Source organism: Afifella sp. H1R (assembly GCF_021462425.1).
In the GTDB taxonomy this organism is placed as follows: Bacteria; Pseudomonadota; Alphaproteobacteria; order Rhizobiales; family Afifellaceae; genus Afifella; species Afifella aestuarii.
This window is the reverse complement of the sequence record NZ_JAKEDY010000001.1, coordinates 207,894-222,389: the sequence shown is the minus strand read 5'-3', so window position 1 is coordinate 222,389 and position 14,496 is coordinate 207,894. Positions and strand designations below refer to the sequence as shown.

Sequence of the window (14,496 nt, the reverse complement as noted above, 5' to 3'; positions counted from 1 at the left end):
CTCACACGTTCCTCGGATTGAGGACATCACGCAGCCTGTCACCGACGAGATTGATCGCGACGATCGTCACGAGCAGGGCAATGCCCGGATAGAAGCTGATCCAGTAGAGGCCGGAGAGCAGGTACTGGTAGCCGTTGGAGATGAGCATGCCGAGCGAGGGCTCCGTCACGGATGCACCGAGACCGAGAAAGGACAAGGTCGCCTCCAGGCTGATGGCGCGGGCGACCTGCATCGTGGAGATGACGATCACGGGCGCGAGGCAGTTCGGCAGAAGGTGGCGGAAGAGGATTCGCCAGCCTGGCAGCCGCAGGCAGCGCGCCGCCTCGATATATTCTTTTTCACGTTCAACGAGCGCCGTCGCGCGCACGGTGCGGGCATAGACGGCCCATTCGGCGATGATCAGCGCCAGGATGACGTTCACCAGGCCTTTGCCGAGCACGGCGAGCATCATCAATGCCATAAGGATCGTGGGAAAGGACAGCTGCAGATCGACGATCCGCATCATGAGGCTCTCAACCCGTCCGCCGATGTAAGCAGCCGTGAGGCCCGCCGAGGTGCCGATGATCGCGGCGGCGAAGGCCGAGAGCACGCCCACCATCAGCGAGGCGCGCAGCCCGTAGAGAATGCCGGAAAAGATGTCGCGTCCCTGCGCATCGGTACCGAGAACGTAAGGCACGCCAGCGAAGGATTCCGAGCCCGGCGGCAACCTGCTGTCGAGGATGTCGAGCTGCGAAAGGTCGTAAGGATTCTGCGGGGCGATATGCGGCGCAAGGACCGCCACAATGATGATCACGAAAAGCGTGAGCAGCCCCAGCACGGCGCCGGGAGAGCGAAAGAACTCCCGAAGCTGATTGCGGCCGCGCTCGGAGGTGAGCGTCTCCGTCTCCGACACCGCATTTTCAATGTGATCTACAAGCTGAGGGTCCATGGCGTCACCGTTTGGCATCGAGCCGGACGCGGGGATCCAGCAGCGTGTAACAAAGATCGACGATGAAATTCAGGCCGACGAAAATCAGGACCATCATCATCAGGTAAGCGACGATCACAGGCCGATCGAGAAGGTTGATGCTGTCGATGATGAGCTTGCCCATGCCGGGCCAGGCGAAGATGCTCTCCGTCACCACGGAGAAGGCGATGAGCGAGCCGAACTCCAGGCCGACGATGGTCACGACCGGGATCATCAGGTTCTTGAGGACGTGCACGGAAATGATCCGGCGCTCGCTCAGTCCCTTGGCTCGGGCAAACTTGATGTAATCCTGCGGCAGCACTTCCTGCACGCCGGCCCGGGTCAGGCGCAGAACGAGCGAGGTCTTGAAGAGCGCCAGGTTGAGGGCCGGCAGAAAGAGATGCCGCAACCCGTCCTCCGTCAGGAACGACCAGCGCATGCCGAGGATTTCCACGGTCTCGCCACGCCCGTTCGACGGCAGCCATCCGAGCTGCACGGAAAACAAGAGGATGAACATGAGGCCGACCCAGAATGTCGGCAGCGAAAAGCCGAGGATCGAGCCCGACATGATGATGCGCGAGGCGATGCTCCGCGGCCGCAGTCCGGCGTAAAGGCCGAGCGGCAGACCGACGATGAGCGCGATCACCAGCGCCGAGAGGGCGAGTTCCAGCGTCGCCGGAAAACGCTCCAAAATCACCTGGAGAGCGGAGCGACCGTAGACGAAGCTGTTGCCGAAATCGCCGCGCAACAGCCCCGCCAGGAAGTCGATGTACTGGCGCCAGAGAGGCTGATCGAGGCCATATTCCGCGATCACGCGTGCGCGCTCGGCCTGGTTCGCATCCGGGTTGATCAGAATGTCGACCGGATTGCCGATGACGTTCACGGCGACAAAGACGATCACCGTCATCGCCACGATGACGAACAATGCCTGGATGAACCGCCGAATAATGGAAGTGACCATTCAGCCTCTCCGCCTGCCTAGCTGATCGAGATGGCCATACCATCCCGCTGCGGATCTGCGGCTCCCTTCGACACGCCGTCGTCGATCCGGATGCCGTGCAAAGCCGCAAAGGCATAGGTCTGCGGCGAGCGCTCGACCTCGTAACCATCCGCGCGCAGATCCGCCTCCACCGAACGGCGAATGCGGTTGCAGATGTCGATCGTGTTCGACACGCCGACGATGCGCGGTGCCGTCACCGCCTCCTGAATCGACATGTCGAAATCGATCATGTTCATGATGCCCTGAGCGACCGTCGGGGCGATATAGCTGCCACCGGGCGCGCCGATGACGATAAACGGCTTGTCATCGCGAAACACGATCGTCGGCGCGGCCGAGCTCGCCCGACGCTTGCGCGGCGCGATCGAGCCGGGACGTCCAGGACGCGGATCGAAGCGGCTCATCGTGCCGTTGTACATGAAGCCGAGGCCGTCGGTGATGGCGCCGGAGGGGCTGCCGAGCGTGTGGGTCATGGCGACCGCATTCCCCTCACGATCGATCACCGAAATATGGGTGGTGTCGCGCTGCGAGAGGTCGAGGCGTTCCACATTCGCGCGTTCGCCGCGACGGATGCTTTCGGCATGGGCCCGGATATTCTCGTCGGAGAGAAGTCGCTCGACGGGCACCTCGACATAGGCCGGATCGCCCATATGGGCGTCCTTGTCGATCGTCATGCGCTTCATCGCCTCGAAGAGAAGACGCACATGCTCGGTGCTTGCATGCTGCATGGCCCCGACATCGAAATGCTCCATGATGTGCAGGATCTCCAGCATCGGGAAACCGGATGCCGGAGGCGCACTCGTGGAAATCTTGTGGCCGCGATAATGCCCCCAGACCGGCTTCGATCTGGTCACCTCGTATTGCGCGAGATCCTCCAGACCGATCAGGCCTCCGCCCGCCTTGAAGTCGGCGGCAATCTCTTCGGCGATTTCGCCGTGATAGTAGATACCCGAGCCGCCGCTTCGCGCGATCCGCTCCAGAGTGTTGGCAAGGTCGGGATTGCGCAGGAGCTCGCCCACGGCACGCAGGCTTCCGTCCTCGTGGAAATAGACGCTCCGACCGGTCTTGGAGAAGCGCAGCTTGTCGATCGTGTTCGCCTGCCCGTCTCCCGACTGGTCCTTCGACCAGTACCAGTGCATGTGCGGGCGGATCATGAAGCCGGTACGCGCGACTTCGGCCGCAGGCGTGATCAGATCGGCCCAATCGAACGTGCCGTAATCGCGAAGGGCCGTCTCATAGCCCTTGAGAGAGCCCGGCGTGCAGCAGGCGAGATAGCCGATCTCGGAGATGTTGCCTTCGAGAATGAAGCCGAAGCCGTCGCGGCTTTGGCCGAGCAGCTTGTCGAGCCACATGTCCGGCGTGGCCGCGGCCGGCGCGAGCGCGTAGAATTCCAGCATCTCGTGCACGCCTCGGCCCGGCATGTAGATCTGCATCGAGCCGAAACCGCCGACACCGGCCATCTGCGGATCGACGACGCCCTGCATGAACGCGCAGGCGAGCGCCGCATCGACGGCATTGCCGCCGCGCGCCAGGACATTGGCTCCCGCCTCCACAGCCTCCGGCTGCGGGGCGACGATGGTTGCGTTGTTCATCAGCTGCGCCTCTCTGCCAGCGTGCGTGTCAGGAAGGCTTTGACATGGCCAAGCACCTTCATACGGTCGTGTGAAATGCCGGGGACTTCGTCGAAGGTGACGTTCACGCCGACGGCCTCGAAGGAGCGCGCGAGCGAACGCAGGCGTTCCGGACGCGTCTCGCCGGCATCGTTCGCCCCTTCCATCCAGTAGGCCGAGCCAGGCTTGTGCGTGATTTCCCAGGTTTCAAGATCGAGTTTGCCGACGACCATCTGCACCGGCAGCTTCGCCAGTTCTTCGAGATTGAACGGCTTGCCGAACTTCTCCGCGAGATCGCGGGTGCCGACCCACCAGTCACGCTCTGGATCGATCAGCGTGACCGACCCCGGCGCACCGACACATGCGGCCCAGAGACGTTCCGGATGAACGAGCGCGAAGCGGTGGGTGAAATGTCCACCGCCTGAATACCCGAACATCGCAAAACGCGACCAGTCCTGCGCGTATTTCGCCGCCATCTCCTCGACCATGGAGATGAGCAGGAGATCGTAGCGGATATCGCCCTCGATCAGATATTTGTACCCCGAGCGCGCGCCGTCTCCACGCACATTCATCGGGAAGATCGGGCACAGGACGGCGCAGTCGTTGTAGAGACCGAACTCGGCGAAACCGTCGCGGAATTCCATTGCGGAGGTACGGCCGGTTCCGTGCACGGCGACCAGGAGGTCGACCGGGCGACCGTCGGCCGCCGCCGGGGGCACATATAAGAGCATGTGAAAACGCGGGTCGGCCGTGGAGGCAAAGATTGCCGTATGGCCGTAGTCGTAGATGGCGCGCGCGCGGGCAGCGGCAGCGCTGGTGCCGAGTTCCTGCATTCCTATGTCCTGAAAGGGGAGAAATGGCGGGCGTGGCGCAGAGGCGCCCCGCCCGGTGACTTAAAGGCGAGCCTTGGGGCTCACTCGGCCGACTTCACCTCGTAGGCGAGGAGATACTTGTCGCCACGCGGCTTGTAGTCGACGTTCTTGCTGGCCCCGAGCACGACGTTCTCGTAGTGCAGCGGCAGCAGATAGTGGTGGTTGAAGGTGAGCTCGGAGACCTTTTGAAGGATCGGCTCACGCTTGTCCTCGTCGAGCGTCGAGGTCGCCTCATCCAGGAGCTTGTTGATCTCCGGATCGTCGATGCCACCGCCGTTGTAACGGCCGGTGCCCTTTGCCTCGTCGCGCCCTGCCACGATGGCGATCGCCGGATTCGACACTTCACCGGTGTTCACACCCCAGGAACCGAGAAAGACGGAGTATTCGCCGTTGGAGTATTTGTCGGCATACATCGACCACGGCATCACCTCGACCTTCGTGTCGATGCCGATGCGGGCGAACATCTGGCCGACCGCCTGCAGCACGTCGCTGTCGTTGACGTAACGTCCCTGCGGTCCGTGCAGGGTCAGGCGGAAGCCGTCGGGATAACCCGCCTCCTCCAGAAGCTTCTTGGCACCTTCCGGATCGTAGGAGACTTCTTCGACATCGTCCGAATGGCCGAAGTAGCCCTCGGCGACGAACTGATGGGCGACGGTGCCGTTGTCCTGCATGACGCGCTGGACGATCGCCTGCCGGTTGATCGACATCAGGAGCGCCTTACGCACCCGCTCGTCCTTGAGAGGGTTCTTGTCGAGCTTGGAGCCGTCCTTTGCCGTGATGAAAGGCGTCTGATCGCGGGCGACATCCGTGCCGAGATAGACGATGCGGGTCGACTGGCCGCGAATGACCTTGAGATTGTCGGAATTCTTCACCCGCTCGACGCCTTCCGCAGGAAGGGTCTCGATGAGGTCTGCGTCACCGGAGAGCAGGCTTGCGAGCCGTGCGCCGTTGTCGGGCAGCATGCGCAAAGTCACCTTGCTCCATTCGGAGGCACCGCCAAAATAGTCGTCGTTCCGCTCCATGACGATCCGGTCGCCAGGCGTGTACGAGACGAACTTGAACGGGCCGGTGCCGACCGCCGCAGTGCCGTTGTCGAACGCGGCGACATCGTCGTCGGCGTGCTCGGAGCTGATGATGCGAATGCGGCTCAGCGAATTGAGGATCATCGGATCCGGGACGCTCGTCTCCACCACCACCGTGTGGGGATCTTCGGCCGTCACGTCCGTAATGTTGCGCGTGTAGGACGCGAAAGCCTGGCTCGGCTTGTCGCGCGCCCGCAGCACAGAGGCGATCACGTCTTCGGCGTCGAAATCGGTGCCGTCGTGGAATTTCACCCCTTCGCGCAGATGGAACCGCCAATGGGTGTTGTCGACGACATCCCAGGAGGTCGCAAGCTGCGGTTCGTTCTCGGCAGCGCCGCCGCGATAGATGAGGCTGTCAAAAATATGCCGGCTCATCGCGTTGTGCGGCGAGTTCGATTCCTCATGCGGATCGACGGTCGCGAACGTCGACGCCATGCCGACCGTCAGCTCCTTGTCCTGAGCCGATGCCGTTCCGGCAGCGACCGCGCATAAAGCCAAGGCAGCAGCACCCCGGCCGATCCATCCCATTGTCGAGATACCCAAGAATTAATCCCCTCTTGTTCGACAAGGCCGGTGCCACGCCAGGCGGCGATGCCCATGCCTTGACCACGCTTGAACGCTGACCAGGAACGCATGCGCAACGGAGGGCTGTCAATAAGAATGAAACTATGTTTCACTGTATGAGACAGGCGAGTGCCACAACCGGAATTTGAGGCAGATTGCCGCAAAGCTGTTGAGCGAAGGGGGATCAGGCCATGGCAGAACACGAAAAAAGCTATGTTGTTCAGTCTGTTGATGATGCGATCAACATTCTCATGACCGTTGCGGAACATCCCGAAGCCGGGGTGTCGGAGATCGCCCGCGCAGCCGGAGTGACAAAGGCCAAAACCTTCCGATTGTTGCGAACACTGGAACGGCGAGAACTGGTGTCGCAGGAGCCGGACGGGCGATGGCGGCTCGGCAACGCCATCCTGGTGCTCGGCACTTCGGCCTCCTCACAGATCGATCTCGTCAAACTCGCCAATCCGATTCTGGAGGATCTGGGGCTCAAAACGAACGAGACGGTTCAGCTGCGCCTGCGCGACAAGAGCGAAGCTCTGTGCATCGCCAAATACGAGCCTTCGCGGGATCTTCGCGTGCATGCGGTGGTGGGCCGACGCCGCCCGCTCTATGCCGGATCGAGCAAGGCGATCATGGCCTATCTCCCAGAAGACGAACGCGAATCGGTTCTGCCGCAGGAGCTCAAAGCCTTTACCGGCAACACGATCACCGACCGTTCTCGCCTGTTTGCCGAACTCGATCGAATCCGTCAGACGCGAATCTGCATCAGCCGCGGGGAAGTGAGCGACCAGCTCGTGGCCGTGTCGGCGCCAGTGTTTTCCGCAGACGGCTCCGTCTTTGCCTCGATCAATATCGCCGCGCCGGCCTTCCGAACCGACGACACCGACATCGAGCGCTTCATTCGTCTGGTTTCCGAGGCGGCGGGGCGGATTTCCGAAGGGCTCGGCTGGAAGGGCGACGCTTCGCTCGGCGGACGAATGGCGCTGTGAAGCCGGACACCTCGCAGCCCCGCCGCGCCGCGATAGATAGAAACGAGCGGCAATGTGAGCGACGAGGAGCGCTGGAGTGATGTGGGACGAGAGATATGGCCAACCCGGCTATTTCTTCGGCACTGAGCCGAACGCCTTCCTCGCCGCCCATGCGGACCTGCTGAGCCCGGGAATGCGGGTTCTTTCGGTGGCCGACGGCGAAGGGCGCAACGGCGTCTGGATGGCCGAACGGGGGCTTGAGGTGACAGCGATCGACGCCTCAGCGGTGGCGATCGAAAAATCGAAACGCCTCGCAGCCGAACGCGGCGTGTCCCTCGCCCACGTGCACGCGGACATCGCCATATGGGAATGGCCTTCCTCCGCCTATGACGGCGTGGTGGCGATCTTCGTCCAGTTCGCCAATCCGACGCTTCGCGCCGAGCTCTTCGAGGCGATGAAACGAACCCTCATGCCGGGCGGCATTCTGCTCTTGCAAGGCTACAGGCCCGAGCAGATCGGCTACGGCACAGGCGGACCGCCCGATCCCGACCACCTCTATACGCGCTCTTTGATCGAAGCGGCGTTCTCCGATTTCGAAATCATTCACCTTGCGGAGCACGACAGCGAGATCCACGAGGGCAAGGGACATTCCGGCCTCTCGGCCTTGATCGACCTCGTGGCACGCAAACCCACCTGAGCCCGGGCCCGACCGACGCTCAGGGGTTCATCGCCTCCGCAGCCAATGGTGCGGATCTGTTTTCCGCAAGAGCCGCCGGTTTTGACGCCAAGGTCGAACCGCGCACAATACAGCGACCGGACAGGACCACCTTGCGGGGCGCCAAACCCGGATTTTGCAAACGGTCGAAGAGGAGCGACATGGCGTTGCGGCCGATGTCGTGGACCGGCTGCTCGATCACCGTCAGCCCCGGCCCGACCACTTCCGTCCAGTCCTCATTGTCGAAGCCGGCAACGGCAAGATCGCGCGGGATGGCGCGCCCCAGCCGCTGCGCCGCTTTGACGACGCCCATGAGCAGCAGGCCATTGCTGGCGATGATCGCCTCCGGTGCATCGGGCCCCGCCAGCCATTCGCTCATCACCTTCTCGCCTGCATCGACGGTCGGCGGCAGGAGGCGCGGATCCGGGGTGAGGCCCCTCGCCTTCATGCTGGCACAATAGCCGTCGCGACGCTCCAAACCCGTGGCACTCGTCTGGCCGAACACGCCGCCGATGCGGCGATAGCCCTCGTCGAAAAGATGCTCCACGAGCGTGTTCGCGGCCTCGCGGTTGTCGAGAACGACGGAATCGTAAAGGCCGCCCGCGCCGGCCCGGTCGATGAGGACGGCCGGAAACTGCAGCGGGCTCTTTTGCAGCTGATCGAGCATGGCGAGCGTCGGCGCGAGGATGAGGCCGGTCACACGCTCTTCCTGCATCAGGCGCAGATACATGCGCTCGCGCTCGACGTTCTCATCGGTGTTGCACAGGAGCACCCGCATGCCGGCCCGATAAGCGGCATCCTCGACGCCGCGACCTACGGCCGTAAAAAACGGATTGCGGATATCGGAGACGATGAGACCGATCGTCTGTGCGTGCTGCGTGCGCAGGCGCCGAGCCGAGAGGTTCGGGCGGTAGCCGAGCGCCTTGATCGCAGCGTGAACGCGCTCTTTGGTGTCCGCGCGCACGGGCCCCTCGCTGAGGACCCGCGACACTGTGGCGACCGATACGCCTGCCTTCTCGGCGACGTCCTTGATGCTGATGGACATTTTCAGAAATCGTTTTCAGACATTACACCCGAACGATGCCACGTTGCGTGCGCACAGGCAACCATTGTGCGCTGCAAAACATGGATTTTTGGCATCGTCACGATTGACATCTAGAATGTAATCGTTTTCAGTAAATCAACTGGTACGGAGGAAATGGACCAATGACAAACGCCCAGCCCGACATCCTGCCACCGTCCAATCTGGTTCGCCTCGGCGCCGCCCCCGCCGACAAAGAGGCTGCCATCCGCGAAGCCGCGCAGCTGTTGATCGCGGCCGGATGCATCGATCCCCAATATGCCGACAGCATGATGCGGCGCGAGGACGTGGCCGAAACCTATCTCGGACATGGCGTCGCCATCCCCCACGGAAAAGTCGAAGATCGGAGCATGGTTCGCCGCAACGGCCTCGCCATCCTGCAGGTGCCCGAGGGCGTCGAATGGAACGCGGGCCAGACTGTGCATCTCGTCGTCGCCATCGCCGCGGAATCGGACGCGCATATCGACACGCTGAGGCGTCTCACCAACCTCCTGCAAGACGAGGAGCAGCTTCAGAAGCTCTTCAAGACGAACGACACCTCCGACATCATCAATGCTTTGAGCGAGGCCGACGCCGAGCCCGAGACGGGCGGGGCTCCGGCGGAAGACCTCGACGAACGCTTCGAATGGGTGGTCGATTATCCTTCGGGCCTTCACGCCCGCCCGGCTTCGGCATGGGTCGCTGCGGCTCGCAAGGCGAGCGGCTCCGTCCAGGTGCGCAAAGGCGCCGCGGTGGCCGACGCCAAGGCGCTCGTGTCGCTTCTGCGGCTCGGTCTGCGCCAGGGCGACACGATCGTCATTTCCGCCGACGGCCCCGATGCGGGCTCCGCAATCGACCGGATGCAGGCAACCGTCACCGAGCTCAGCGCCCAGGAAAAAGCCGACGCCCAGGCGGCGAAGGGACCGGAGCCGACCGTCAAGGGCTGGACGCCGCCCGAAGAGATGCCCGTCATCGCAGGCATCGGCGCGAGCCCCGGCCTGTCGATCGGGCCGATCCACGTCTATGCGCCCGCCGATATCGCGATTGCGGATACGCCAACGCCACTCAACGAAGGCGGCAACAGGCTGCATGAGGCTTTGACGGTGACGCAGACGCAGCTGCGCGTCCTCGCCGACGACACGCTGCGCCGTCTCGGCGAGGCGGAAGCGAACATCTTCCGCGCCCAGGCCGAACTCCTCCACGACACCGATCTCATCACCCTCGCCTGTCAGCTGATGGTCGAAGGGCATGGTCTCGCCTGGTCATGGAACGAGGCGATCGAACGCACGGCCCGGGATCTCGAATCCAACGACAACGAGGTGCTGGCCGCACGTGCCGCCGATCTGCGCGACGTCGGGCGGCGCGTCCTGGCGCGGATCGACCCCTCGCTCGAAAACCGAGACGGCGATCCCCTGCCGGCCGAGCCGTGCATCCTCCTCGCCGGCGACCTCTCGCCGTCCGATACGGCGGGCCTCGACGTGGAGCGGGTGCTCGGGCTCGCCACCGTTCAGGGCGGACCGACTTCACACACTGCCATTCTGGCACGCACGCTCGGCCTGCCGGCGATGGTCGGCGGCAGCGAGGCTCTGCTCGATCTCGAAGACGGCACGGAAGTCATTCTCGATGGACAGGCCGGCCGCCTCTATCCGAAGCCGTCCGCCTCGGCCATCGCTTCGGCGCGCGACTGGCTCGCCTCGCAGGAAGAGCAGCACAAGCGCGAGATCGCCGAGCGCAGCCTGCCCGCGCGCACCACCGACGGCCATCAGGTGGAGATCGCGGCAAACATCAACCGGCCAGACCAGATCGAGCTCGCACTGTCGCAAGGCGGCGAAGGTGTCGGCCTGATGCGCACGGAGTTTCTGTTCCTGGAGCGCAGCTCCGCACCGACGGAAGACGAGCAGTACGAGACCTACCGCGCCATGCTCGATGGTCTCGAAGACCGTCCGCTCATCGTGCGGGCACTCGATATCGGCGGCGACAAGCAGGTGCCGCATCTCAACCTCCCGCGCGAGGCCAACCCCTTCCTCGGCGTGCGCGGTTCGCGGCTTCTCCTGCGCCGCCTCGACCTTCTCGCCACGCAGCTGCGTGCGCTTTATCGCGCGGCCCGTGACGGCGAGAGCAGCGGTCTTTCGATCATGTTCCCGATGATTACCTCCGTCGGCGAAATGCAACGCCTCAGGGCCGTCGCCGACAGCATTCGCGATGAACTCGATGCGCCAAAAGTGCCGCTCGGCGCCATGGTCGAGGTGCCGGCCGCCGCGATCGGGGCGGACATCCTCGCCCGCTATGTCGATTTCTTCTCCATCGGAACCAACGACCTCACGCAATACGGGCTTGCCATCGACCGGCAGCATCCGGAACTCGCCGCAGAGGCGGATGCCCTGCATCCCTGCGTCCTGCGCCTGATCCGCATGACCGTCGAGGGCGCCGCAAAGCATGGCCGCTGGGTCGGCGTGTGCGGCGGCATCGCCGGCGAACCGTTCGCGGCCTCTCTCTTGACCGGCCTCGGGGTCAACGAATTGTCGATGACGCCGCGTGACATCCCCGCCGTCAAAGCGGCCCTGCGCGGAACGTCCCTGACCGCGCTCAAAGCCCTCGCCGACAAAGCTCTGGACTGCGAGACGGCGGCCGAGGTGCATGCCTTGGATCGGGAGGAATCGTGAAAACCTCGCCCCTCCCCGTCGTCACCGTCACCCTGAACCCGGCGATCGATCAGACGGTCGTCGTGGAAGGGATGACGCTCGGCGAAGTGCACCGCGCCTCGTCCGTGCAGAGCAATGCAGGCGGCAAGGGCGTCAATGTCGCGAGCTGCCTCGCCGACTGGTCGGTGCCCGTGATTGCGACGGGCATCCTGGGCGGCGGCAATCCCGGCCCCTTCGAGGCGCTTTTCAGCGCCAAGAGCATTCGCGATCTCTTCGTGCGCGTTCCCGGAGAAACGCGCACGAACATCAAAATCGCAGATCCCACCCGCAACGAAACCACCGACATCAACCTCCCCGGACCGGTGGCCGACGAAGCTGCGCTCGAGCGGGTGAAAGCCGTTCTCAACGAAACGGTCGCGCCCGACAGCCTCGTCGTGCTCGCCGGCAGTCTGCCGGCCGGGCTTCCTGACGACACGCTTGCCCGCCTCGCAGCGGCATTGCGCAAACGAGGTGCACGCGTCGTTGTCGATACCAGCGGGGCACCGCTCAGGGCCGCCCTCTCGGCACCAGCCCAGGATCTCCCCTTTTGCGTCAAACCCAACCAGCACGAACTCGAAGAATGGGCGGGCAAGTCCTTGGCAGGCCGCGAGGATCTTCTCGCCGCCGCCCAAGCCCTTCAGGCGAGCGGCATCGCAATCGTGGTGGTTTCCCTCGGCGCCGAGGGAGCTCTGTTCGTTACCAAAGACCAGGTTCTCATGGGTCGAAGCGAGCCCGTCGAAACCTTGAGCACAGTCGGGGCCGGAGACGCCATGGTGGCGGGCCTCGTCGCCGCCTTTCGAGAGGATGCGCCGCTTGAGGACGTGGCGCGCCTTTCCAACGCCTTTGCCGCCGCGAAGCTCGGCCGCATCGGGCCGCACCTGCCCGATGCAGATGAGGTCCAGCGTCTTGCGCGGGCGGTCGTCGTGACGGAGCTCCCGGCTGGCCGGGACCTCAAGCAACAAGCATAGGAGGACCCATGACACACGTTCTTGCCGTCATATCGGCAGGCGACCTCACGACCCAGGCCGCGTTGGCGGCCGAGGCCCTGCGCAAGGCGGCCGACAATCTGGGCCATCGCATCGACATCGAGGTGCGCTCCGACCTCGGCATCCGCAATTCGATTTCGGGCAAGGCTGCAGGTGACGCCGTCGCCCTTCTCCTGGTCGGCCCCGGTGAGCACGAGGAAAGCCGTTTCGGCGCGCTGAAGCAAAGCACCGCGACCATCGAGGCGGTCCTGGAGGATGCAGACGGCGTCCTCGCTCAGGCCGTTCAAGACGCTGGTGCCGCCACGGATGCGGCGCCGGCCGCGTCATCGGGCGGACAGAAGCACATCGTCGCCATCACCTCCTGCCCGACCGGCATCGCCCATACCTTCATGGCGGCCGAAGGCGTGCAGAAGGGCGCCGAAGCGCTCGGCTACTCCGCGCGCGTGGAGACGCAAGGCTCGGTCGGCTCGCAGAACAAGCTGACCGACGAGGAAATCGCAAAGGCCGATCTCGTCATCATCGCCGCCGACACGCAGGTGGATTTGAGCCGATTCGCCGGCAAGCCCGTTTTCCTCTCGGGCACGAAACCCGCCATCAACAACGGCAAGGCGCTGGTTGAACGGGCTTTCAAGGAAGCCGAGATCCAGGGCGGCAGCCAGGGCCTCGCCGATCGCGTCGCCGCAGGCAAGGCGGAACGCGCGGCGTCCCGCACGGGCCCCTACAAGCACCTGATGACCGGTGTCTCGTACATGCTGCCCTTCGTCGTGGCGGGCGGCTTGCTGATCGCGGTCGCCTTTGCGATCGGCGGCATCTACGCCTACGAGAACGAAGGCACGCTCGCCTACAATCTCTTCCAGATCGGCGCCAAGGGCGGCTTCGCACTGATGGTCCCGGCCCTTGCCGGCTATATCGCCTATTCGATCGCCGACCGGCCCGGCATCACACCCGGCATGATCGGCGGCCTTCTCGCCGCCAATGTCGGCGCCGGCTTCCTTGGCGGCATCGTCGCCGGTTTCATCGCCGGCTACGGCACCGATTTCATGAATCGCCACATCAAGTTGCACAAGAACCTTGAAGGCTTGAAGCCGGTTCTCATTCTGCCGCTCCTCGGCACGCTCCTGACCGGCCTGTTGATGATGTACGTGATCGGCACGCCCGTCGCCGAAACCATGACCTTCCTGACCAACTGGCTGAAGTCGATGCAGGGCTCGAGCGCCATCATGCTCGGCCTCATCATCGGAGCGATGATGGGCTTCGACCTCGGCGGCCCCGTCAACAAGGCGGCCTACACCTTCTCCACCGGGCTCATCGCCAGCCAGGTGTACACGCCGATGGCGGCCGCGATGGCCGCGGGCATGGTGCCGCCGCTCGCCGTGGCGCTTGCGACGAAGATCTTCGCCGACCGCTTCACCGCGGACGAGCGGGAAGCCGGCAATGCCGCAGCCGTGCTCGGCATCGCCTTCATCACGGAGGGCGCCATCCCGTTCGCGGCTCGCGATCCTCTACGGGTGATCCCCGCCATGATGGTGGGTGCTGCCACGACCGGCGCCATCTCGATGGCGATCGGTGCGGAGCTCAAGGTTCCGCATGGCGGCATTTTCGTCCTGCCGATCCCGAACGCCGTCACCCATCTCGGCGGCTACATCGTGGCGCTCCTGGTCGGCACGGTGGTGAGCGCGGTGCTCCTGCGACTTCTCAAGAAGCCGATAGCGGCTACTGCGCCGGCTCTGGCACCCGCTGAATAAGCCTGCGGAGCTTGCCCTCCCCCCGCAAGAACCCAGGCAGAGGCCGGCGCTAAAAACGCCGGCCTCATCGCGTTGAAAGCACATTCTGGCGAGCATGGACGGGGCTTCGCGCGGCACCAGAACGACCGCATTGGCCACACGAAACTTCGTCACGAAAAGCTCGATTTCGCTTGCTAAAGTCGCTTGTAGTAGATAGTGTAGTTTTACTACATAAGCTGATCGCTCGGCCGGAAAACACAGACCATCCCGGCATCAGTCCGCGAACGGCACAGC

At 63.9% G+C, this 14,496-nt stretch carries 11 protein-coding genes; 5 read left to right on the top strand and 6 right to left on the bottom strand.

All coding sequences use genetic code 11. The features are described 5' to 3' along the window. Position 1: 1 nt before the first annotated feature. The 5 genes from L0F51_RS01085 to L0F51_RS01065 form a co-directional block, all read right to left on the bottom strand. The gene (locus tag L0F51_RS01085) at positions 2–928 is read right to left on the bottom strand and encodes an ABC transporter permease (protein ID WP_234627563.1); all 927 of its coding nucleotides are present in this window, start codon (positions 926–928) and stop codon (positions 2–4) included. Positions 929–932: 4 nt separating this feature from the next. After that, the gene (locus tag L0F51_RS01080) at positions 933–1,907 is read right to left on the bottom strand and encodes an ABC transporter permease (RefSeq protein WP_234627562.1); all 975 of its coding nucleotides are present in this window, start codon (positions 1,905–1,907) and stop codon (positions 933–935) included. Between the two features lie 17 nt (positions 1,908–1,924). Beyond that, complete coding sequence (gene ggt / locus L0F51_RS01075; RefSeq protein WP_234627561.1) at positions 1,925–3,535, bottom strand: gamma-glutamyltransferase; 1,611 nt, start codon at positions 3,533–3,535, stop codon at positions 1,925–1,927. Further along, positions 3,535–4,386, bottom strand: a complete 852-nt coding sequence (locus L0F51_RS01070; RefSeq protein ID WP_234627560.1) for an alpha/beta hydrolase — start codon at positions 4,384–4,386, stop codon at positions 3,535–3,537. Before L0F51_RS01070 ends, ggt begins: the two co-directional genes overlap by 1 nt. A gap of 80 nt (positions 4,387–4,466) precedes the next feature. Next, complete coding sequence (locus L0F51_RS01065; protein ID WP_370642360.1) at positions 4,467–6,035, bottom strand: ABC transporter substrate-binding protein; 1,569 nt, start codon at positions 6,033–6,035, stop codon at positions 4,467–4,469. Positions 6,036–6,262: 227 nt separating this feature from the next. Here L0F51_RS01065 and L0F51_RS01060 point away from each other — a divergent pair, with 227 nt between their 5' ends. Both L0F51_RS01060 and L0F51_RS01055 read left to right on the top strand, forming a co-directional pair. Beyond that, positions 6,263–7,057 carry an IclR family transcriptional regulator gene (locus tag L0F51_RS01060; protein WP_234627558.1) on the top strand — a complete coding sequence of 265 codons (795 nt, stop codon included), beginning with the start codon at positions 6,263–6,265 and terminating at the stop codon, positions 7,055–7,057. A gap of 79 nt (positions 7,058–7,136) precedes the next feature. Continuing rightward, positions 7,137–7,733 (top strand): cyclopropane-fatty-acyl-phospholipid synthase family protein, encoded by a 597-nt coding sequence (locus L0F51_RS01055; protein ID WP_234627557.1) that lies wholly within the window; start codon positions 7,137–7,139, stop codon positions 7,731–7,733. 19 nt (positions 7,734–7,752) lie between these two features. On the opposite strand, the gene L0F51_RS01050 is transcribed toward L0F51_RS01055, so the two are convergent. Beyond that, positions 7,753–8,796, bottom strand: a complete 1,044-nt coding sequence (locus tag L0F51_RS01050) for a LacI family DNA-binding transcriptional regulator (RefSeq protein ID WP_234627556.1) — start codon at positions 8,794–8,796, stop codon at positions 7,753–7,755. A 161-nt stretch (positions 8,797–8,957) separates the two neighbouring features. Between L0F51_RS01050 and ptsP the strand changes: the two genes are divergently transcribed. The 3 genes from ptsP to L0F51_RS01035 are packed head-to-tail and all read left to right on the top strand — an operon-like array spanning position 8,958 to position 14,223. Beyond that, positions 8,958–11,474, top strand: coding sequence for a phosphoenolpyruvate--protein phosphotransferase (ptsP, locus tag L0F51_RS01045; RefSeq protein ID WP_234627555.1), 2,517 nt, complete (start codon positions 8,958–8,960; stop codon positions 11,472–11,474). Continuing rightward, complete coding sequence (gene pfkB / locus L0F51_RS01040; RefSeq protein ID WP_234627554.1) at positions 11,471–12,460, top strand: 1-phosphofructokinase; 990 nt, start codon at positions 11,471–11,473, stop codon at positions 12,458–12,460. Before ptsP ends, pfkB begins: the two co-directional genes overlap by 4 nt. Before the next feature lie 8 nt (positions 12,461–12,468). Next, positions 12,469–14,223, top strand: coding sequence for a fructose-specific PTS transporter subunit EIIC (locus L0F51_RS01035; protein ID WP_234627553.1), 1,755 nt, complete (start codon positions 12,469–12,471; stop codon positions 14,221–14,223). The last annotated feature ends 273 nt before the right edge of the window (positions 14,224–14,496 follow it).